15 protein-coding genes and 6 pseudogenes are annotated in these 20,695 nt (G+C 66.4%); 10 read left to right on the top strand and 11 right to left on the bottom strand.

The annotated features are described in order from the left end of the window. The first annotated feature begins 26 nt into the window (after positions 1 to 26). From GO592_RS10800 to GO592_RS10810, 3 genes are all read left to right on the top strand, one after another. Entirely contained in the window at positions 27 to 1,031 is a 1,005-nt protein-coding gene (locus GO592_RS10800) for an AraC family transcriptional regulator (protein ID WP_007299360.1), read from the top strand. A gap of 217 nt (positions 1,032 to 1,248) precedes the next feature. Then, positions 1,249 to 1,656, top strand: a complete 408-nt coding sequence (locus GO592_RS10805; RefSeq protein WP_007299359.1) for a carboxymuconolactone decarboxylase family protein — start codon at positions 1,249 to 1,251, stop codon at positions 1,654 to 1,656. 57 nt (positions 1,657 to 1,713) lie between these two features. After that, positions 1,714 to 3,072: an MFS transporter gene (locus GO592_RS10810; RefSeq protein ID WP_007299358.1), complete on the top strand. Its 1,359-nt coding sequence runs from the start codon at positions 1,714 to 1,716 to the stop codon at positions 3,070 to 3,072. 288 nt (positions 3,073 to 3,360) lie between these two features. Here GO592_RS10810 and GO592_RS10815 read toward each other — a convergent pair. The 5 genes and pseudogenes from GO592_RS10815 to GO592_RS10830 all read right to left on the bottom strand — a co-directional run. Then, positions 3,361 to 4,011 (bottom strand): annotated as a pseudogene (locus GO592_RS10815) (MFS transporter); the annotation flags it as partial. An 18-nt stretch (positions 4,012 to 4,029) separates the two neighbouring features. Continuing rightward, complete coding sequence (locus GO592_RS10820; RefSeq protein WP_237720539.1) at positions 4,030 to 4,428, bottom strand: Zn-ribbon domain-containing OB-fold protein; 399 nt, start codon at positions 4,426 to 4,428, stop codon at positions 4,030 to 4,032. Positions 4,429 to 4,465: 37 nt separating this feature from the next. Continuing rightward, positions 4,466 to 5,629, bottom strand: a pseudogene (locus tag GO592_RS10825) (thiolase family protein). Then, entirely contained in the window at positions 5,626 to 6,027 is a 402-nt protein-coding gene (locus GO592_RS44225; RefSeq protein WP_007299355.1) for an AMP-binding enzyme, read from the bottom strand. Before GO592_RS44225 ends, GO592_RS10825 begins: the two are co-directional and overlap by 4 nt. A gap of 16 nt (positions 6,028 to 6,043) precedes the next feature. Continuing rightward, positions 6,044 to 7,621, bottom strand: a pseudogene (locus tag GO592_RS10830) (AMP-binding protein). A gap of 668 nt (positions 7,622 to 8,289) precedes the next feature. On the opposite strand from GO592_RS10830, the gene GO592_RS10835 reads away from it, so the two are divergent. Next, positions 8,290 to 8,802: a hypothetical protein gene (locus GO592_RS10835; protein ID WP_007299354.1), complete on the top strand. Its 513-nt coding sequence runs from the start codon at positions 8,290 to 8,292 to the stop codon at positions 8,800 to 8,802. A gap of 501 nt (positions 8,803 to 9,303) precedes the next feature. Here GO592_RS10835 and GO592_RS10840 read toward each other — a convergent pair. Continuing rightward, positions 9,304 to 9,468: pseudogene (locus GO592_RS10840) on the bottom strand (IS3 family transposase); the annotation flags it as partial. A 178-nt stretch (positions 9,469 to 9,646) separates the two neighbouring features. On the opposite strand from GO592_RS10840, the gene GO592_RS10845 reads away from it, so the two are divergent. Continuing rightward, positions 9,647 to 10,111: a pyridoxamine 5'-phosphate oxidase family protein gene (locus GO592_RS10845; protein WP_037206748.1), complete on the top strand. Its 465-nt coding sequence runs from the start codon at positions 9,647 to 9,649 to the stop codon at positions 10,109 to 10,111. A gap of 289 nt (positions 10,112 to 10,400) precedes the next feature. Here GO592_RS10845 and GO592_RS10850 read toward each other — a convergent pair. Then, positions 10,401 to 10,931 (bottom strand): annotated as a pseudogene (locus GO592_RS10850) (transposase); the annotation flags it as partial. Between the two features lie 61 nt (positions 10,932 to 10,992). On the opposite strand from GO592_RS10850, the pseudogene GO592_RS10855 reads away from it, so the two are divergent. Next, positions 10,993 to 11,387, top strand: a pseudogene (locus GO592_RS10855) (IS110 family transposase); the annotation flags it as partial. Here GO592_RS10855 and GO592_RS10860 read toward each other — a convergent pair. Both GO592_RS10860 and GO592_RS10865 read right to left on the bottom strand, forming a co-directional pair. Next, the gene (locus GO592_RS10860) at positions 11,364 to 11,546 is read right to left on the bottom strand and encodes a hypothetical protein (protein WP_050998668.1); all 183 of its coding nucleotides are present in this window, start codon (positions 11,544 to 11,546) and stop codon (positions 11,364 to 11,366) included. The pseudogene GO592_RS10855 and the gene GO592_RS10860 sit on opposite strands and share 24 nt — an antisense overlap. 639 nt (positions 11,547 to 12,185) lie before the next feature. Continuing rightward, positions 12,186 to 13,127: a hypothetical protein gene (locus tag GO592_RS10865; protein WP_007299350.1), complete on the bottom strand. Its 942-nt coding sequence runs from the start codon at positions 13,125 to 13,127 to the stop codon at positions 12,186 to 12,188. A 310-nt stretch (positions 13,128 to 13,437) separates the two neighbouring features. On the opposite strand from GO592_RS10865, the gene GO592_RS10870 reads away from it, so the two are divergent. Further along, positions 13,438 to 13,773 (top strand): helix-turn-helix domain-containing protein, encoded by a 336-nt coding sequence (locus tag GO592_RS10870; protein ID WP_007299348.1) that lies wholly within the window; start codon positions 13,438 to 13,440, stop codon positions 13,771 to 13,773. A gap of 74 nt (positions 13,774 to 13,847) precedes the next feature. Here the strand turns inward: GO592_RS10870 and GO592_RS10875 are convergent, their stop codons facing one another. Together GO592_RS10875 and GO592_RS44235 are read right to left on the bottom strand one after the other, a co-directional pair. Continuing rightward, entirely contained in the window at positions 13,848 to 14,792 is a 945-nt protein-coding gene (locus GO592_RS10875; protein ID WP_007299347.1) for an RES family NAD+ phosphorylase, read from the bottom strand. A gap of 800 nt (positions 14,793 to 15,592) precedes the next feature. Then, a complete protein-coding gene (locus tag GO592_RS44235) occupies positions 15,593 to 15,832 on the bottom strand; it encodes a hypothetical protein (RefSeq protein ID WP_007299346.1) in 240 nt (79 codons plus the stop codon). Positions 15,833 to 16,061: 229 nt separating this feature from the next. Here GO592_RS44235 and GO592_RS10885 point away from each other — a divergent pair, with 229 nt between their 5' ends. The 3 genes from GO592_RS10885 to GO592_RS10895 all read left to right on the top strand — a co-directional run bounded on the left by GO592_RS10885 (position 16,062) and on the right by GO592_RS10895 (position 20,627). Further along, positions 16,062 to 17,900, top strand: coding sequence for an AMP-dependent synthetase/ligase (locus GO592_RS10885; RefSeq protein WP_007299345.1), 1,839 nt, complete (start codon positions 16,062 to 16,064; stop codon positions 17,898 to 17,900). 95 nt (positions 17,901 to 17,995) lie between these two features. Next, positions 17,996 to 19,096: a patatin-like phospholipase family protein gene (locus GO592_RS10890; RefSeq protein ID WP_039952300.1), complete on the top strand. Its 1,101-nt coding sequence runs from the start codon at positions 17,996 to 17,998 to the stop codon at positions 19,094 to 19,096. Between the two features lie 169 nt (positions 19,097 to 19,265). Further along, the gene (locus GO592_RS10895) at positions 19,266 to 20,627 is read left to right on the top strand and encodes a wax ester/triacylglycerol synthase domain-containing protein (RefSeq protein ID WP_007299343.1); all 1,362 of its coding nucleotides are present in this window, start codon (positions 19,266 to 19,268) and stop codon (positions 20,625 to 20,627) included. The last annotated feature ends 68 nt before the right edge of the window (positions 20,628 to 20,695 follow it).

Raw genomic sequence — 20,695 nt, forward strand, 5'->3', positions numbered from 1 at the left:
CTCGCAGCGGCCGGAGAGGAATCACGGTGTCAAAGCCCCTGGCGCGTTACGCCGCACTGACCGGATACGTCGAGCTGGGACGCTCGCTGTCGATCGACCCGGTCCAGTTACTGCGCAGCGTCGACCTCGACCCGGCGGGCCTCGAGATCCAGGACCGCTGGGTGCCGGCCGCCGCCGTTGCTCGCCTCCTCGAACTCTCGGCCGCCGCGTCCGGTCGCCAGGACTTCGCCCTCAGACTCGCCGAACGTCGGCGCCTGTCGACCCTCGGCCCGCTCAGCGTGAGCATCCGCGAGGAACCGGATGCCCGCAGCGCGCTGCGGATGCTGATCCGCTACCAGCACACCTACAACGAATCCCTACACATCCGGGTAACCGAACGCGACGGTCTCTCCGCCATCGCACTCCACGTCGAACCCGGCGAACCGATGCCCGTTCGCCAGTCCGTCGAGCTCGCCACCGCCGTGACCCACCAACTGCTGCATTACCTTCTCGGGGACCGATGGCAGCCCGTGTCGGTGTGTTTCGAACACGGACGACCCGACGACGACAGCACCCACCGGCGCATCTTCGACGCACCCCTGACCTTCGGCGGCGACTACTCCGGGATCGTCACCTACACAAGCGATCTTGATCAGGTGAACCGACTCTCCGATCCGCTGCTGCGCAACTACACGCAGCAGTTTCTCGATGACCTGGCGGCGCCGGAGGAGCCCACCCTCACGATCCGGGTCCGTGAACTCGTCGAACTCCTGCTGCCGACCGGCCGCTGCTCGGTCGAGCAGGTAGCCCGGAGCCTCGGTGTGGACCGGCGCACCGTACACCGACACCTGGCCAAGTCGAACCTGACCTTCACCGGGGTCGTCGACGCGACCCGCGCCGAACTCGCCCGGCGCATGGTGACGGGCCGGCGCCACACGTTCACCGAGATCTCCGAGATGCTGGCGTTCTCCGCACCCAGTAGCTTCTCCCGCTGGTTCCATCAGCAGTTCGGCATGAGCCCGCGCGAATGGCGCAAACGCTCGGACGGCTGACCGATCGCCCGGGCCGGTGTGTGAACGAACGGTTCACGGCCGCCGAGAACCTGAACGGTCAGGTCACGCGGAAGCCTGTCCCGAAATGTACAGAATGACGTCCCGCAGGGTTAACTATCCCGAGCGCGCCGGAGCTAACGTGATGCACACCACATCCGCTATGAAGGACAGCCTGCATCGCACCCCATTTGCCCCTTCTCTGTGAAACGAGTGCCGCGTGCCGACGAATCCCGACCCGATCCCCACGCCGACCCTCGACGCCATGCGTCGTGACGGCAACTGGAACCCCCTGTGGAACACCCTGTCCGACTGGGATCCGGAGTGGACCGAGCAATTCATGGCGATGAACGCCACCCCGGTCCGACGCGGCGTCTTCACTCCCGAGTTCGTCGAACTCCTCAGCATCGCGATCGACGCCGCCGCCACCCACATGTACGCACCCGGCGTGCGACGGCACATCCGGATGGCCCTCGAACTCGGTGTCTCCCGCGAGGAGATCCTCACCGTTCTGCAGATGGTCAGCGTCCTGGGTATCCATGCCTGCAACCTCGGCGTCCCCATCCTCGAGGAGGAACTCGACGCTCACGAACGTCGCCAGATCGCCGCGCCGCGCACTGCGCCCTGATCCCCCACGTCCGCACCATCACCCCCCACTTCGGTCCAGTCGCCCCCAGGAGCCCCAATGGGACTGTCCACCACCACCGATCAGCCGGCCGAACCCACCGTCGACCCCCAGTTCACCGGGACCGCCGCCGAGCGACCCGCGACCCGCCGCCGGATCTACCCGTGGCTCGTGTTCGCGCTCACCTTCGGCCTGCTGCTATCCGACTACATGTCCCGCCAGGTGCTCAGCGCAGTCTTCCCGTTCCTGAAAGCCGAATGGGCCCTGTCCGATTCCCAGCTGGCCTCGCTCACGAGCATCGTCGCCCTGATGGTCGGCCTGCTCACCTTCCCGCTGTCGCTGCTCGCCGACCGTTGGGGCCGGGTGCGGTCGCTGATCCTGATGGCGGTGCTCTGGAGCATCGCCACCCTGTTCTGCGCGGTGGCGGCCAACTACGAGCAGCTGCTCGCCGCCCGCTTCCTCGTCGGGGTCGGCGAGGCCGCCTACGGCAGCGTCGGTATCGCGTGGATGCTCAGCGTCTTCGCGCCCCGCGTCCACTCCACTCTCAGCGGTGCGTTCATGGCCGGCGGCTCGTTCGGTTCGGTCGTCGGCGTCTCGCTCGGCGGAGTCATCGCTGTGCACCTGAGCTGGCGGTGGTCGTTCGCGGCGATGGCGGTGCTCGGCCTGATCCTCGTCGCCATGTTCCGGGCCGTGGTCACCGAACGCCGGCTGGCCGCGCACGCGGTCGACCAGGACGCCGCGCCGGTCGCTCGCCCCGACAGCCGCCCGATCCGGGTCCCGGTCTCGACGCTGTTCACCAACCCTGCCGTCTGGTGCGCGTACCTCGGCGGCGGACTGCAGATTTTCACCTCCGCCGTGCTGCTCGCCTGGACCCCCAGCTTCTTCAACCGCTACTACGGCATGGCTCCGGACAAGGCCGGCGTGATCGCCTCGGTCTTCGTGCTGCTGATCGGCACCGGCATGGTGGTGTGCGGCATGATCACCGACCGCGTCAGTCGCCGCAACCCGGCCGGGAAGTGGTCCAGCGCCATCGCGTTCTGCGTCATCTCGCTGGCCGCCCTCGGCATCGGACTGCAATTGGAGACCGGTGCGGCGCAGCTGACCCTGATCGGCATCGGCGCCTTCTTCTCCGCCGGCTCCTCCGGTCCCACCGCGGCGATGGTGGCAAGCCTGACGCACCAGTCGGTGCGGGCCTCCGCCCTCGGCAGCCTCACCGTCGCCAACAACATCCTGGGACTGGCCACCGGACCGTTCGTCATCGGCATCCTCGCGGACCATCGCGGCCTGCTCGGTGCACTGCAACTGGCCCCGCTGGTGTACCTGCCGGCGATCGTGGCACTGTTCGTCGGCAGGCGGATATACGCGTCCGGCCTCGCGAAGCTCGCGGCGCAGAGTGCCGCCGCAGCAGCCAAGGCCTGACCCGCGGCCGCCCCGGACGGCACCTGCTACACCGCCAAGTCCAAACAGATCACCCTGCTCGAGACCTGGGGCGGGACATGCCGGTGACCCCGAGCACCGAACCCCCCACGCGGGCGATCTCCCAGGTGCACATCACCGCCGATCGCCGGGTCGCGGACCTGACCTTGAATGCGGCTGCCCAGTTCGCCGGTCACGCCGAAATCTTCACCAAGGCGAGGCTCTGTGCTGTGCCGAAATCGTTGATGGTTCGATCGCTGGCGCGAGTATCGATCAGCCGCCCCCGGATCGTGGCGAAGGGGCCATCTTCAACCGGATCAGCAGACCGATCGCGATCATCACGGAGGAGGCAAGGAACCCCACGCGCCAACCCCAGGTCATGAACGCTTCGTCGGACAGGGCCAGCGTCAGGCTCATGAAGACCCCGTTGGCCAGCAGCAGTCCGGCAGGAACACCGGCCTGTGGCCATGCGCCGAACAGTCCGCGTCGACTCGGGGGTGCGTGTTCGACCGCGACCAGGACGGCGCCGCCCCATTCGCCGCCGACACCGAAGCCCTGCACGATGCGGAGGACGAGCAGCAGGATCGGCGCCCATATCCCGGCGACCGCGAAGGTCGGGAGCACCCCGATGAGGGTGGTGGCGACACCCATGATCATCAGGGAGGACACCAGCATCGCCTTGCGGCCGATGCGGTCACCGAAGTGCCCCATGATCACCCCGCCGAGGGGGCGGGCGATGAATCCGGCCGAGTAGGTCAGCAGCGCCAGCAGTGTGCCGGTCAGTGGGGAGTAGGAGGGGAAGAACAGATGCGGGAAGACCAGTGCGGCCGCGGTGCCGTAGAGGTCGAAGTCGTACCACTCGATCGTGGTGCCGATGAAGCTGCCCAGGCGCGCCCGCCGTTGAATGTCGGCGCTCGAGGGTGCGGGGGTGGAGGTGGTCATGGCGATGTCCGTCCGTTGTCAGGATCGCGGTAGGGGAGTGTCGGCGTGAAATTGCAGCGGGGGCTGCTCGGATCCAGGGATGTGCGGTGCGAGCTGCACCCGCAGGCCGACGTGCACGGTTGCCGGGTCGCAGTCGATGATGTTGGTCATCATGCGGGGGCCCTCGTCGAGTTCGACCAGGGCCAGGACGTAGGGGGTGTCCTGTTCCCATGCCGGGTGGCCGGGTTTGCTGACCACAGTGAACGTCCAGACGGTGCCGGTGCCGGCGGCTCGGATCCAGCCGAGGTTCTCCGACCAGCAGGCCCGGCACATCCCGGCGGGGTAGTGCTGGCAGCGCCCGCAGTCCTCACACTGTTGGATCCACAGTTCACCGTCGGCGGCGCACTTCCAGTACGGCTCGGTCAGGGTTGTGGTCACCGGACCCGGCCGCGGCACCGTGCGGGCGACTTCTTGGTCATGTGTTTGCTCCTCCAAGCACTAGTGCGACTTCTTCGCTCATCGTGGCGCCGTTGCCGGTCACCAACGCCAGCTCGGCGTCGGCGACCTGACGCGGGCCGGCGGCGTGCCGCAGTTGCCGCACCGCTTCGACGATGTGGGTCATGCCGCCTGCGAGATCTGCTTGACCGCAAGCCAATTAGCCACCATTAGGGTTCACCGGGAGCGGGCTGGTCGCGGAGAAGTCGTACTCGGCGACCCACTGCCCGCCTTCGCCTTTGGCGCAGAGTCCGGCGTCTTCGGCGGTGATACCGACGACGATGGAGTAGCAGTCGTAGATCGAGAGGAAGTCGAGATCGGACGGTCCTACCTGCGCCATCCGGTAGGCGTCGGCGATGGCCGGTGCCAGCGGGGAGGTGGTCAGGTTGGGTGCCTGGCTCAGGGTGCGGTGGGTGACGCGCTCGCCAACGCCGAGTAGATACACCGGTGGGTGTGGGTGGTCGGCGGCCCGCTCGGTGGAGGTGACCACCAGGGCGTTGGCGCCGCCGCACGGCATGACCGTCTCGAACAGACGCAGCGGTGACATCACCATCGGGGAGGACAACACGTCGTCGACGGTCAGCGGCTTGCCGTAGAACACGGCATCCGGGTTGAGTTGGGCGTTCGCGCGTTCCTTGACCGCCACGTTCGCGAGTTGCTCGGGGGTGGTGCCGAACTCTGCCATGTGTTTTTGCGCGATCATCGCGTAGGCCTGGTTCGCGCCGCTGGCCCCGTAGGGGACGTCGAACTCCCGGATCGGGTTGCGGTTCGGGGACCGGGGCGCCCGGTCGGGCTCGCGGGTATTGCCCAGCACGCACAGCACGGTCTCGCACATGCCGGCGTTGATGGCGGCGGCCGCACGCCAGACCATTCCGGCGCCGGCGGCACCGCCCAGGTCGACGACGTCGGCGAATCGTGGTTGCAAGCCGAGGTATTCGGCGATGGTGGCAGGCACGTGTTGCGGGGTCTCGCCGACTTGGGGGCCGCAGATGACGCCGTCGATCGCCGACGGTGTCAGGCCGGCGTCGGCGACCGCGGCCCGGCCCACTTGCGCGATAATTTCGAGGGTGGAGACGCCGGGGGTGGTGCGCCGGGCCGGCACCTCGGCGGCACCGATGATCGCCCCGAGCTTGCGTGCGCTCATGAGAGGTTCCTGATCAGATCGAGGGCGGCGGGATCGTCGAGGGAGGACGTGTCACCGGATGGGTTGCCGAGATAGACAGCCCGGGTCACCCGGCGCAGGATTTTCCCGCTGCGGGTGCGGGGAAGGGAGTCGACGATGTGCACCTTCTTGGGGGTCAGGGGTTTGCCGAGTTGCCGTCCGACTTCGGCGGTGATGGTGGCCGGAAGCTCGGCGTGCTCACCCTGCTTGGCTTCGGCGACCCGGGCGAACACCACGAGTGCTTCGCCCTTGATGTCGTCGGGGACACCGATCGCGGCGGACTCGACGACCTGGTCGACGCCGTTGACGACGGATTCGACTTCCGCCGGGCCCAATCGTTTTCCGGCGATCTTGAGGGTGTCGTCGCTGCGGCTGCGCACGTACCAACTGTCGTTGTCATCGACCTCGACCCAGTCGCCGGTGGTACCAGGTGCCGTCCCACCGGTTCCAGTAAGTGCTGTAGTAGCGGTCGGGGTTGGCCCAGAAGGTCAGCGGCATCCCCGGGGACGGCTGTCGGAGGGCCAGTTCACCGAGTCCGCGGGTGAGACTGCGGCCGTCGCTGTCGACGATGTCCGCACCCATTCCGGGCAAGGGTCCGGCGAACCCGCAGGGGTGGATGGGTTGTGCGATGGTGTTCGACAGGATGGCCCCTGACACTTCGGTTCCGCCGCTGTAGTTGATGATCGGGATGTGCCCACCGCCGACCCGGGAGTAGAGCCACTCGTACGCATCCGGGGTCCAGGCCTCACCGCTCGAGGCCAGCACCCGCAACTGGCCGGTGTCGATCGGCACCTCGGGTTGGGTGTCCTAGTCCATCAGCGACCGGATGAGGGTCGGGGAGACTCCCAGCATGGTCACGCCGAGTTCGCGGACCATGTTCCAGATGCGGTCGGTGTCCGGCCAGTCCGGGGTGCCGGCGTAGAGAGCGACGGCGCTGCCGGCGATCAGACCACCGAGCACGATGATTAGGCTCATGATCCAGCCCGGATCGGTGATCCAGGTCGACACGTCGCCCGGGCCGATATCGAAGCTGAACGCGGCATCGCTACCGGCCTTGACGGCGAACCCGGCGTGACCGAGCACCACACCCTTCGGTGCCCCGGTGGTGCCGGAGGTGAATGCGATGAGCATCGGGTGATCGGTGGGGCACTCGGCGGTGGCGACGGGTTCCTGGGGGGTGCCGGTGCCCAACTCGTCCCAGTGCACCGGTCCGGGCAGATCAACCGGCAGCGTGTGCGCCAGCAACGGGACCACGATCGTGGTGGTCAAAGACTCTACGGCGGCGAGGGCGGGGGGCAGATCAGCCGGTATTGCGATCTCACGGCCGCGGCGGTGGAACCCATTGGACATGATGTGGGCCTTCGCACCGGCGATACGCAATCGATCGATCACCGCCGCCGTGCCGAAACCGGAGAAGATCGGGACCGAGATCGCTCCGATTTTCGCGCAGGCCAACTGCGCGACCGCGGCTTCGCGCACCATCGGCAATAGGATGCCGACGGTGTCCCCGAACCCGATCCCAGCGTCGATCAATCCCCGTGCAACCCGGTCAATCTCGAGGGAAAGCTGGGAGAACGTCCACCGTCCGCTGCTGCCGTCCTCGAGCTCCCAGGACAGGGCGGTGTCCTTACCTCGTCCGGCTCGGATCCAGCGGTCGACCGCGTTGTCGGTGATGTTCAGCGCCCCGCCGGGAAACCGCTTGGTCCTGTGCGGTGCGTCGAATTGGTCGGACACACCGGACGGTTCACTCTGCCACTCGAGTTGGAGCCAGTCTGCGACGCAGCCCCAGAACCACCCGGGGTCCTCGTTCGCCGCCGCACCCAGCTCGTCGATATCCGTGCATCCGACGTGCTGGGCGAATGCCAGGATCCGACTGCGATCGACTTCGAGTTGACCCGGCTGCCACACCAGATCATCAATGTCCGACAAGGGGATAGTGGTCACAACATCTCCTCCGTTTATGAGCTGAGTCACATGGGTGATCTGCTGGGGAAGACGTTAGGAGTGGCGACCGTGATACGTCGTTACGTAAAAAAGAGAACTTCACCGCCCTGGTCTGCAAAATCGGCAATCCGGCGGGGGTTCTCGGACGGCCGCGGATGACGAACGCTTCCCTCCGGCGGACCTGGGCAGGCGATAAGGCACGAAGGGCTACTTCGGTGTGGTTGCCTGTTCGGCGATCGTCCGCCGAACCTCCAGGTCGAGTCTGTTGACCTGGGTCGCCCGGTCATCTGCTGCCTGGGCGGGAGTGCACTTGCATGCAGGATTCTTTCCCTGAACACCATCACGGCCGGAATGGGAGGGGCAGATGTTCGCGGCGGCAAGACCTCCTTGGCCTCGGTATGGACTTTGGAGAACACCACGTCCGGGTGTTTGCCTCCCACCACTGTTTGGCTATGAGACCGACCATGCAAGGATCCTGATATGGCGGAGCAGTCCGGGGACGATGCACGAAGCGACCTTGACGAGGCCGCTTTGCAGCAGATGACTAAATGAGCTCATCGACCACCTCCATCGCCGGGCCCACCAGATCGGTGAACTGATCGCTCAGCGATACCGAGAAAGCCGTCGAATACCGTTCGCTTCCTGATGGTTTCATCGAGCAGGATGTCGCACCCACGGCGCGCGCGAACCTCGAGGCGATGCTCGCCAGCCTCACCGACGACCATGATGCGGTTTCCGACCAAGACGAGACCGCCGCCCGATACGCCCCGTTCCGCGACAGTGCGGTGCGCCGGTTCCATCAGGGTGTTCCCGTGCAGGCTCTGCTTCACGCCTATCGGCTGTGGGGCCACACCGTGTGGGAGCAGGTTCGTCAAGCCCCACAAATCCGGAACAACCCCGAGCTGGGTCTGGTGGTGGCCGGCAAGATTATGCGCCACGTCGACCTGGTGTCCACCGCGGTCGCCCAGCCGTACCTCGAAGAAGCCTCCGGCGTCATCCGGGACCGCGAAGTCCTCCGGCGTGACCTGCTCGAAGCCCTCATCTCCGGCAACCCCTCACCGGCGGATCAAGCTGTGCCGAGCTGTACCCGCACCACTCTGTCGGAGTCGCGATCGAACCGGTGGCAGCAGAGCGTCCCGGGCACGGCCCGGTCGTCCCCGCCGCCCCCGAGCGCCCGGGCAGGTCCTGCAGGCCGCTGCGTAGCGCTCTGACGCGTTGCGTCGGCCCTTCCAGTCGACCTAGTCCATTCGCACGCCCACCTCCTCGCCAGATCCGGCGTGAACCCCATCCGCACGATGCCGCGTCAATCGCGCCGTGCAGTAACGAGGTGCTCCATGCTCGATGTCACTTACTACCCCATGTCCGCCATCCAGTGGTTCTGGCACAAAATCTTCGGCTCCGCGCTGGGCTCGGACAACGGCTTCGCCTGGGCGCTGGCAAACGTGTATGCGTACGTGTCGACGAGGGAGCGCCGAATGGTGGATGTGCAGGCAGTACGAGGTCACCGCCGGTGGTCGAGTCGGGCATGTGGTGGACGTCGAGCACCGCACCTTTGTGGCTGAAGTCCGCGGGGACAGGGCGTCTTGAACGATCGAATGATGCTGCCACTGTTTGACGACGGTCATGGACGCCGCTTCACCTTGCCCCCTTGACAAACCTGATTCCATATCAGGGCTTGCCCCTACCCTGGTTGACACACGGGGTGTGCAGTTTCAGGCCGCGTGTGCGGTCTGATGGAGCGTCTCATATTCGACGGGTGTCGGTCGACCGAGACCGCGTTGCCGGCGCCGCCGGTGGTCGGTCGTCTCGATACACCCGACGATCGCCAACCGTAGTTCCTCACGGCTGCTCCAGCGGCGACGGTCGAGGACATTGCGTCCGGCCGGGCACGCACCACGCGCTCGTCGAGGGCACCACACACGCCGTTTGTCCGACAGTGGATTGGGGCGGATACGTCGCGTAGAGCCGAGACAGCGACGATGATTCGTGGAGGTGGATCGGTGCGCGGAACGGGAACGAGCACCGGACCTGATGCCACGACAGGAGGCAAAGACAATGGGAAGCAATGAGCCAAGTCTCAGGGAACTCGCTGTCAACGAATGTTGGGCGCTGCTTCGTACCGAGAGTATTGGCCGTCTCGCTGTGTGGGTGGACGACCACCCGGATATCTTTCCCCTCAATTATGCGGTCGATCATGGAACCCTCGTGTTTCGATCCGGGAGAGGCACCAAGGTGTCCGCTGCGCTGTCAGATGCGCCGGTTGCGCTGGAAGTCGACGGCTACGAGGCTCCGTCGCGCGAAGCGTGGAGCGTGGTGATCAAGGGGCGTGCGGAGGGGATCCGTGAAATCGACGAGTTGATGGACACCGTGGATTTGCCACTCTTTCCGTGGCAGGCCGGGGCGAAGAACCTTTTCATCCGACTCGTTCCCACCCATGTGTCCGGCCGCCGGTTTCCGGTTGTCGACCCGGCCATGTGGCAAACTCCCTTCTCGAACGTGCGACGTTCGCCTTCGGAGTAGCTGGTGTGGACAGCACACCTACCCCGACGGCCTTGACGTGAACGTGGTGATAGACAACGGTTCCACGAACAAGACGCCGGTGGTCGAGCGGTTGGATGAGGTTGCCGCAGAAGTGTGGATACCGGTGACGTCGCTAACGCGTTGTCATGTTCCGACGGTCCCGCGCGAACGGAGCGCACCCGACTCCCGGTACGTCGGCGGACTCCTTCGATGTGTACGGGGTCCCGTTGACGCCCTTCGGTGTGTCAAGCGGCCGGTGCGATTGCGGGGTGACTCGATCGCAGTCTTTGAGGAGGTAGAGGATCTCGCGGGTGATGAAGCGTTTGAGGCATCGCAGGATTTCGGGATTGGAGTGCCCGAAAGCACGTTTGCGGGCGACGTAAGCCTGGGTCTTTGGATCCATGCGCCATCGGCTGACGGCGATCATGTGCAGCGCCGAGTTCGCAGCTCTGTCATCGCCGCGGTTGTGGCGATGACGGGTGGTCATCCCGGAGGACGCCGGGAGCGGGGCGGCACCGCACAGCATGGCGAAAGACGCCTCCGAGGTCAGCCCCTCAGGGTTGGCGCCGGCAGTGATGAGTAACTGGGCAGCGGACTGGTAACCGACTCCGACGCGCTCGAGAAGGGTGGGCTCCAGTTCCTCGACGAGGGCGTGAATGGGGCGGTCGAAGTCGGCGATCTCATCGTGCAGTTCCAGGTATCGGCGGGCGAGGTGCTTGAGTGCGATCTTGGTGGCAGTGGTCGGGTCGCGGAAGCCGGTCAGGTCGGGCCGCCAGGCGGCGAGGGTGCGGATCAGCTGCATGCGGGACAGGTTGCGGATCTGCTTCACCGCGACCGCGCCGAGCCGCAAGTGGGTGGCCGATCTGACGCGGATTGCCGCGACCGAATTCTTCTCCACCACCCGCGCCGGCTATCGGGCCATGCTGCGCTGGATGCGCAGCCACGGCGACCTCGCCCGGATCGGCGTCGAGTGCACCGGCTCCTACGGTGCCGGACGGCTCCGATTTGTCGACAATGCCGGGCTCGAGGTCCTCGAGGTCACCGCACCCGACAGGTCTGATCGACGACGCCGCGGCAAGGATGACACCATCGACGCCGGGAACGCCGCACACGCCCGTTCGCCCAGATCAGAACCGTCACACCGAAAACCCGCGACGGAATGGTCGAGTCGCTGCGGGTCCTACAGGTCACCCGCAAGACCGCCATTTCGGCCCTTAGGGTTGCACTCCAGATGATCAAGTCGCAAGTCATCTCAGCGCCCGAGGTACTGCGCGATCTCCCGGTCCAGCAGGTCCGGTGCGGCGGTATGCCGCGGGTTCTGTTTCGTCGACCCGCCCTTCCAGTCTTTGCGTAGGTAGGCGCCGCGGCGATGGTCGTGGTCTTTGGGTCGGGGGTGCCTCGCGGCATCGGTACTGTCGGTGACCGTGGGCAGCACGGGGCAGCGGCGAGCCGATCGGGCGCTGGTCGCCGCTTATCACGAGGCCCGGCTGGGTGAGCTGATCGAGTGTGCCGCAGCCGAGGTCGAGCGCGTCCGCCGGCGACGTGGGCGCGTTCACCGTCGATGAGGCACTGCACCACTATCACCTCGTGGCGATGGAACTGTGGAAGTTCTGCTGCTCGAGTTCACCGCGCGTGTGTTGGAAAGACTCGTGGCTGACGGCGAGATGATCGAAGGGTGGGAACGCGCCACGCCTCGCCGCCGGGAGTAGTACGTGTCCGCGGCGCTCCGCGCGTCGACGTGAGGGTCGGTGCGAGCCGGGGACGGTGAAGGCCGGCCGCCGTAGTGTGGTCAGCGCCGCTCGCTCCCGTTTTCGGGCGGCCTCGACCTCCGTCGGCCGTATCTGATCGACGCCCGTATCGCACGGTGGCGGTCACCACGATCTGCCACCGCGCGGATGCTTATCGATCCTCTTCCTGGCTGCAGGGATCGACCGGATCCCGGCGAAAGTCGGCCGGCGTCGAGCGCGAGTCACGATCCCGCGGCGGCGTGCGCCGCTCCGGCTTTTCGGTGGCACTACTGCAGGTCGCTGGTGACCAGGCAATCCCTTACGGCACCCATCACTGGATCTGCGGTTCACACGCCTGCCCGGTCGAGGCGTTCGATGAGGCGTGGTTTGCGCGCGTGCGTCTGACGTAGTGCCAGGCAGCGCTGGGTGAAGGCGTCACGTCGGCCGTCGCGTTCGGCGAGCGTCTGCAGTTCGGTGAGCAGTGCGGCGGCGGCGTCATACTCGCGGGGTTTGCGGGTGGCGATCATCGCGTCGATCTGCGACCACGTGGCCTCCTCGTCGCGGGCCAGCTCGTCGATTCGTTTCTCGCGGGCGAGGGAACGGTCCTGCTGCCGTCGGGCTTGCTGCTCGGCACGCCGGGCGGCCACCCGGCGCTCGCGGTCGCCCCGGCGACGGCCTGCGGCGTCGAGAAGATCGGCCACGGTTCGGCGAGGTGGGGATGCGATGGGTGTGCTGTGTTCGTTGTGGAACCTGCGCAGCATCTCCGCCCGTACGGTCACGGCGTGGTCTTCGGCGACCCGCAGCAGGAGCCGGTTCTTCTCGGCAACGGGCAGGTCCTGCACCCAGGCGGCGAGTTGGCCGGGGGCGTCGGTGGTCTCGGCGAGTGGTGCGCTGGTCTGGGCCGCGATGGCGAGCAGGTCGTCGTCGACGCGGAGGAAGTCGGCCAGGGCGCGCTGCGCCGCGGTGAGCGCGGCCGATCCGGGTGGCACGGGTGGCTCCAGATCCTGATTGGCGTTGCGGTCGACGGCGTATTCGTCTGTTTCCGCGGTGCCGTGGCCGGCCAGCCAGGCGAGGTGGAGCGGCCGGAGATCGCCCGCGGCGAGTTCGGCGCGGACTCCGACGATGGCGGACAACGGTGGGCAGGCGTCAGGATCGAAGTCGCCGGCCACGTCCTCGCTGGTCAGGTCGAGCACGAGGTATTCGCCTGTGGTCCAGGCCGTTACCTGGTCGCCGACGCAATAGTCCCGGGCGACGTCGATGTCGAGCACGCCGCGCGGTAGGCGGAGCATGATCCGCTGTGCGGCCGGCCACGTCGAACCCGCTCGCGCATCCCGGCCTGCAACGCCGTCTCGCCGCGGGCGCTCAAGCGCTCGGCTACACCCTCGTCTGAGGTGCGCCGTGGGGCGATCCTGGAAAGTGGGTGGCGTCGTTGACGACGCCAGGCCTCCGTTGCGTTGTTTCGTTTGTTGCGTATATCTCGTTTAGGAGGTGCGCGATGTACGCAGCACATGATCAGCCGACCGTGGTCGAGCAGGAGCAGGCCCGGCAGGCCCTGCAGTTGCTTCGTGATGTCGGGCAGAGACGGGGGAGACCCTCGATGTGACCGTGGCAGGTACCGCGGAGTCGGTGCATCTTCCTCGGGCGGTGCTCGATCTGATCCGCGAGGTGTTGGCGAATATGGCCGCGGGGCAGGGGGTCACCGTCGTCCCGGCGCACGCGGAGCTGACGACCCAGCAGGCCGCGCAGATGCTCAATGTCTCGCGCCCGCATGTGATCAAGCTCCTCGACGAGGGGCATATCGAGTACCGAATGGTCGGCCGGCATCGCCGGATCCTCGCATCCTCTCTGCTCGCTTATCAGCGGACGCAGCTGGGGGCCTCGCGTGACGCCGCGGAGGAGCTGGCGGCCCTGACGGAAGACCTCAAGCTGTACTGAGGTGACCTTCACCGAGCTTCTGCGACGCGAACTTATTGTACCCGAATATTTTACGAGATTTCCTTATTCGGATCTTAGACCGCGTTGTGCATGCCCCGGTGGACGGAACGCGTCCGCGGGCGAGGTGTTTGAGAACGTGGTGGATTGCCCGGACCTCCGGGTGGGGATGTTGGAGAAGCTGCGGGAGTTGATGAATGCCGGCGGTGCCGGATTCTCCTGGCCACCGGAGGCGTGCCGCCGGGTGTTGCGGCACGTCGGACGTAGGTCGGGTTGGGGGAGAGGATGGCGCTGTGGTCGGCACTGATGCGGGCGACGAGGTCGCGGCCGGGGCCGTGGTCGAGCGGCAGGGGCGTGGTGGTGGGGTCGATTGCCAGGTCGGGGTGGGGTGTGATCGCGGGGTCGGTGGTGAGGATCCAGGCGAGGGTGTCGTCGTTGTGCCGGGGCCGGAAGGCGAGTCCGTCGATGTCGTTGTCGGCGGCGCGGATGGTGTGGGCCCACCGTCTTGTCGTGACGTAGTGCCGGGCTTCGCATTTGGTGAGCCAGACGACCGAGGCCAGGTGCGGGCCGTGGAGTGCGGCCGTGGTGAGGGTGCGGGTGACGGTGAGGGCGGTCAGGGTGCGGCCCGTCACGGTGGAGGCGGGCACGATCCGGGCGATCGAAGGGTCGAGTGGCAGGTCCCGGCAAATGGTTTCGGCGATCGCACCGTCGGGGCTGTCGGCGAGGTTGAGGTAGGCGTGGCTGCCGTCGCGGGAGTCGAATCGGCCGCCGGCGAGTTCGTCGGGTTGGGCGGTCGGGTTCAGGGCGTGTGGGGCGCGGTGGCCAAGCGGTGCACGCCGCGCAATCAGGGCGGCTTCGCCGGTTGTTTTCGCTCCTGCTGCTCGGAGCCTTCGCGTAGTCGCGGGGGGAGTCGACCAGACGGCCCTTTCCCCCGGGGGCGGCCGCGTACTGAACATCAACGACGACGGGATCAACGTCACGGTGACGATGACGGGAAAGCGCTGGGACGGTGAGCAGATCATCCGTTACGAATACACAGTGCCGGGCTGACAGTGCGCACCTCCGTTGCCGACGTCGGCACGACGCGCCTCACCCAGGGCCTCCCGAAGGGCACCTCCGACGTCGCCGAGCCCGTCCGACCGCAGTGCCAGCAAAAATCGACCGCGGATTCTGCGTTCACGCCCCCGCTGCGCACCTCGTGCCCGCCGCGAAGTGGACGTGCGTCGATTCGCTGGTGAGCACCGATTCGTCGAACATGTCCAGCGGCAGGGTGATCATGCACCCGCTAACACGTCCAAGCCGCTACGCCGCCGCAAACAGAGCGTCGGCAGGTACCTCGACCACAAGCACCCCGAGAGGGATGTCCGAACGGCCATTGCCACACGCCTCAATGCCGTCCCGGCAAGTCGACTTCGCTGGCCACCTTGTCGTCACGGAGGCCTTTCCAGCTCGGGTGACGCAGCCCCCCGCTGGTGTTTCGCGGTACTCGACATCGCCGACCAACCGTGGTTCGACCCAGCGCGCACCCTTCGTGTCCCGCGCAGGCGGCGGTGAATCGAGGGGAGTCGTGGGTCGTTCTATCGCAGCGAGCTGCCCTCGTAGTGATTACCGTGTCGCGGTGGTGAATCCGGTGCCGAGATGTCCGATGTAGACCAGTCGGTGGTTGTCGTCGTATGCGGCGGGGAGGAGTGATCCGATGCCGTCGTGGGTGGCTCCGGTGCCATCGACCCAGCCGACGAATGATTCCTTCGGTGTTGGCGCGTAGTGGTTGTCTGATCCAGGCGGGGAAGCGGCGACCGGGTTGATACGTCGAGTCGACGCGTTATGCGACTGCTCCCTCGGGGTGATGTCTACGGGCGAGATCGAGCATCTGCTCGCCGTCGACGTCGGTCCAGTACGGCGGCACCTGCAGGCGGGGCCCGGACAGCGCGAGGTCGTCGAGTTCGGTCCGTCGCCGCAGGTGGGGCAGCCCGGTCGTGGACTTGCCATCGAGGGCCAGGACGTCGAATACGTAGTACGTGACGGGCGCCTCGTTGCGGAGCTGTGTGGTGGGGGACAGCATGGAAAGGTGGCAGTGATGTCATTTCCGCTGCGGCTGACCTCCGGGCTACACCGTTGTCGACGGTGGTGACGGCGCGTTGACCGTCCCACTTCATTTCGAACGCCCACCCCGCACCGCCGGGAAGTTGGCCGAGTGTGGCCAGAATCGGAGACGGGACCGTCGACGAGGAAGGCATCCACCGGCCTGGTAGGCAGGCGACGCAGCCGCATAAGACCCCTAGACTGGGTATATGGCTGCGCTGAGCCCCGCGGACGAAGTCGTCGATCAAGCGAAGATCGACCATCGAGCCCCGTCGGTTGCCCGCCTCTTCCTCGATCGTGTCGGCACCACCCCGCAGGCGGAGGCCTTCCGGTTCCTGTCCGGTGGCGGCTGGATGAGTGTCACCTGGGGGCAGGTGGGTGAGCGGGTCCGTATACTCGCCGCCGGGTTGATCGCGCTTGGTGTCGAATCGGAAGACCCGGTCGCGGTGGCGGTGTCGACGCGATACGAATGGGTGCTCGTCGACTTCGCCGTGATGTGCGCCGGGGCTGCGACGACCACGGTCTACCCCACCACGAAGGCCCCCGACGTCGCTTTCATCGTGTCGAACTCGGGCAGCCGCGTCGTGTTCGCCGAGGACCAGACCCAGGTCGACAAGCTCCGACAGCATCGCGCCGAGTTGCCCGGCGTCCGCACGGTGGTGATCATCGACGGCGAGGGCGACGGCGACTGGGTGCTGACGCTTGCCGACGTCGAGGAGCGCGGCCGGCGGCTTGTCGCACAATCCCCCGACGTCGTGACCGAGCGCACGTATGCGATCCGTCCCGAACACGTGGCGAGCATCATCTACACGTCCGGCACCACGGGTAAGCCGAAAGGTGTGATCCTGCCCCATTCGGCATGGACGTATACCGCGGCCGCCGTCGATGCTCTTCACATCCTCGGTCCGGACGACCTGAATTATCTGTGGCTGCCCCTGGCCCACGCCTTCGGCAAGGTGATGCTGGCACTGCCGCTGCAGATCGGCTTCCCCACCGCCATCGACGGCAGGGTCGACAAGATCGTCGAGAACATCGCCGTGGTGCATCCCACCTTCATGGGTGCGGCTCCGCGCATCTTCGAGAAAGCCCGCGCGCGGATCGAGGGCATGGTGTCCGAGGAGGGCGGGCTGAAGAAGAGGGTCTTCGACTGGGCGATGGATGTCGGGCTGAGGGTATCGAAGGCGAAACAAGCAGGCGAGGAACCGTCGCGGCTGGATTCGCTGCGCTACAAGGTCGCCGACCGGCTGGTGTTCTCCACCATCCGGGAGCGGTTCGGCGGTCGGCTGCGCTTCTTCGTCTCGGCGGCGGCAGCGCTGGATCGGGAGGTCGCGCAGTGGTTCGATGCCGTCGGCATCATCGTGCTCGAGGGTTACGGTCTCACCGAAACCGCGGCAGCGTCCAGTATCAACCGTCCGGAGGCCTATCGCTTCGGAACCGTCGGCTGGCCCTTCCCCGGCACCGAGGTCAAGATCGCCGACGACGGCGAGATCCTGCTGAAAGGCCCCGGCGTGATGACCGGCTACCACGACCGCCCCGACGCCACCGCGGAGGCGCTCGAGCCGGACGGCTGGTTCCACACCGGCGACATCGGCGAGATCGACGCCGACGGCTATCTGCGCATCACCGACCGCAAGAAGGACATGTTCAAGACGTCGCAGGGCAAGTACGTCGCGCCGTCCGCGATCGCGGCGACGTTCAAGGGCATCTGCCCGTACGTCGGGGAGATCATCGTGCACGGCGAGAGCCGGCCCTACTGCGTCGCGCTGATCAGCCTCGATGCCGAGGCCGTCACCGAATGGGCAGGCAAGAACGGGCTGGGCGGCAAGTCGTTCGCCGAGATCGCACGGCACGACAAAACGCACGAACTGATCGGTGGCTACATCGACGAACTCAACCGGCGACTGAACCGCTGGGAGCAGATCAAGAGATTCGGCGTCATCGACCGAGAGCTGTCCATCGACGCCGGCGACTTGACACCGAGCATGAAGCTGCGCCGCACGATTGTCGTCGACAGCTTCGCCGACAGCATCGACACGCTCTACGTCTGACCGATCCCGTCGTGCCGCGCGTTTCGCGACGATAGCGTGATTCTAGGGACCGACGACTCTGGCCTGGAACAGCCGTGAACGCACACAGTGAGTACATGCTCAGCGCTGTGCTCGATGTCTTCCGGCTCCGGCAGTACTTCAATGTCATCACCCGCACGCGCGAGTTGCTGGAGGGGGTACGCGAAGATGCCGGGTTCCTCGCCGATGCCGGTCGGGCGGTGCTCCCACTGCCCGACGCGACACGCGGACAGCACTTCCGGCCCTTTCCGCCGTTCTCGCCGTACCCCACCACGGTGGCGAAGGGTCAACGGGTGGCGCTGGTCGCGACAGGAGGAAGTGGTGCGCTCGCGTCCGTGGTGGGGGTGGCGCGGGCCTTCGAGGAGGGCGGCGTCCGTCCCGCCGTCATCTCGCTGTGCTCTGGGTCGGCGATGTTCGGTTTCCCGGTCGCCGCCGGATTCTCCGCCGAGGAAGTCGCCGCGTTCGTCCTCGGACTGCGGCCCGACGACTATCTCGATGTCGGCTGGCGCGAGCTGCTCAGCGTGGCACCGACGGCCGGCAGGGGATTCGCCGGCATCCTGCGCGGCGAGGCGATCGAGAACGTCTATCAGAGTCTCCTCGGTGACATGACGCTCGGCGAGATGCCCATTCCGGCGTATGCGCCGATCTGGAACGTCGAGCAGAATCGTCTCGTGTATCTCGGGTCTGGTACCTACCCCGATCTGCCGGTGGCGCGCGCCGTGCGCATGGCCGTCGCGTTGCCGCTGTTCATTCAGCCGGTCGAGTTCGGGGGCTTCCACTGGTGCGACGGTGGGATCGTCGATATCTTCCCGGTCCATCCCGTTCTCGACATCGAGGAACCCTGCGACCTCACCCTGGCAGTCAACGGCTTCTACCCGCCCGGGTTCGAGGGCGAAGACGCCACCGGGTGGGAGGATCGGCGGGCGAGCATCCTGTACGTCGCGAGCCAGGTGCGCACATGCCAGCAGATCGAGCTGGCACGGGAAAACCTGTCCCGGCTTCGGTCGGCCTCTACGGTGACGATGATCGAGCCCGTTCCCTACGAGACCGTGCGTGGCGTCGGTTTCTACCGACAGTTTCTGAGCACCCGGAACTGGGCCCAGTTCATGCTGGCGGGCTACCGTGATGGCCGGCAGGCACTGGCAACGCCCCGGAACACTGTCGGCGCGGAGACGTAAATACAGGGGATCTTCGCCGGCAATGAGCGGACGAACGACTCTATTGGAGTCCAGTCGTGAATCACTAGCGTCGAGGATGAGGCACTATCACGCACAGGCGCAAGGGCGGATCTTCATGGCGGACGCGCGCGAATCGCATATGACCCAGCCGGACTTCTTTTCCTGGAGAATGGAACGGGACCCGATCCTGCGGTCCACGATAGTGGCCGTCATCGTCTTCGACACCACACCGGACTGGGGCCGTTTCGTCAACATGATCGACCGAGCCAGCCGGGTGGTCCCGAATTTCCGGCACAAGCTCGTCCCGGCTTGGTTGGGGTTGGCACCACCGCACTGGATGGTGGATCCGGACTTCGATCTGTCGTGGCATCTGCGCCGCTTGGCGCTACCCGACCCCGCCGACATCAGGACGGTCCTCGATGTCGCGCGGCGATCGGGAATGGAGTCGTTCGACCGCGACCGTCCGTTGTGGCATTTCACGCTACTGAGCGGCCTCGACGACGGCCGGGCCGCGCTGGTTCTGAAGGTTCACCATTCGTTGACCGACGGCCTCGGCGGTATCCAGATCGCAGACCAGATAGTTGATTTCGCCCGCGGGGGGACGGATCGAGGCCCGCTGCCGGATGCTCCCGTGCCGACGGAGACAAGCGCTCTCGCGGACACGGTGGAATGGGAGGTGGCGACGGGTTTCGAGCTGGCGCGGAAGGCCGTCGGTGCCGCCTTGCCATCGGTGCGCCGCGCGCTCGTCAATCCCATCCGCGCGGTGCAATCCGCCGCCACGACGGCCGCCGCGGTCGTTCGCTTCGCGCGTCCCATCCCGGATACCCTTTCCCCCGTCATGACCGAACGCAGCCTCAGGCGGAGGTTCGCGGTGATCGACGTTCCGGTCGAACCGTTGCATCAGGCGTCGAAGCGCACCGACGGTTCACTCAATGACGCATTCCTCGCTTCGATCCTGCTCGGGCTGCGGAAATATCACACCCTGCACGGTGCTGACGTCGAATACTTGAGGGCGACCGTGCCGGTCAGCCTGCGCACCGAAGCCGACCCGTTGGGCGGCAATCGCATCACGCTGGTCCGGCTCGCGCTGCCCGCGAACGTGACCGACCCAGCCGAACTGATGCATCGGATCCACGAGATCGTCGGCGCATCGCGCCACGACCCCGCGGTCCCGCTGTCGGGCGCCATCGCCGGCGCACTCAACGTGCTTCCGTCCAGTTATCTGGCCTCGGTCTTCAAACACGTCGACTTCCTCGCATCCGACGTGCCGGGTTCCCCGATCCCGATGTATGTCGCCGGCGCCGAGATCGAGCGGTACTACGCCTTCGGACCCACGCTCGGCACCGCCCTCAACGTCACCCTCATGTCCCACACCAACACCTGTTGCATGGGAATCAACGCCGACACGGCATCGGTCCCGGACCTCCAGGTCATGACCGACTGCATCGTGGACGGTTTCCATGCGGTTCTCGGCGTGGGCGCAGCGCAACCGCCCGCGACGGTCCTCACGCCGTCGTGGGTCAGTGTCTGAGATTGTTATCTCGGGCCGTCAGAGCATCGGTGGAGAAGGGTGGAGTACGACCTGCGGCGACGCAACCT

The sequence above is a fragment of the Rhodococcus sp. 21391 genome (assembly GCF_016772255.1).
GTDB lineage: Bacteria > Actinomycetota > Actinomycetes > Mycobacteriales > Mycobacteriaceae > Rhodococcus_F > Rhodococcus_F opacus.

Bases quoted from the DNA above. Each gene is read 5' to 3' on its own strand.
- GO592_RS10875 (WP_007299347.1), bottom strand. From the start codon at position 14,792: ATGATCTGCTCACCGTCCCAGCGCTTTCCCGTCATCGTCACCGTGACG.
- GO592_RS10865 (WP_007299350.1), bottom strand. From the start codon at position 13,127: ATGCTCCGCCTACCGCGCGGCGTGCTCGACATCGACGTCGCCCGGGAC.
- GO592_RS10895 (WP_007299343.1), top strand. From the start codon at position 19,266: ATGGAACGGGACCCGATCCTGCGGTCCACGATAGTGGCCGTCATCGTC.
- GO592_RS10885 (WP_007299345.1), top strand. From the start codon at position 16,062: ATGGCTGCGCTGAGCCCCGCGGACGAAGTCGTCGATCAAGCGAAGATC.
- GO592_RS10845 (WP_037206748.1), top strand. From the start codon at position 9,647: ATGGGAAGCAATGAGCCAAGTCTCAGGGAACTCGCTGTCAACGAATGT.
- GO592_RS10835 (WP_007299354.1), top strand. From the start codon at position 8,290: ATGCTCGCCAGCCTCACCGACGACCATGATGCGGTTTCCGACCAAGAC.
- GO592_RS44235 (WP_007299346.1), bottom strand. From the start codon at position 15,832: ATGCTGTCCCCCACCACACAGCTCCGCAACGAGGCGCCCGTCACGTAC.
- GO592_RS10810 (WP_007299358.1), top strand. From the start codon at position 1,714: ATGGGACTGTCCACCACCACCGATCAGCCGGCCGAACCCACCGTCGAC.
- GO592_RS10890 (WP_039952300.1), top strand. From the start codon at position 17,996: ATGCTCAGCGCTGTGCTCGATGTCTTCCGGCTCCGGCAGTACTTCAAT.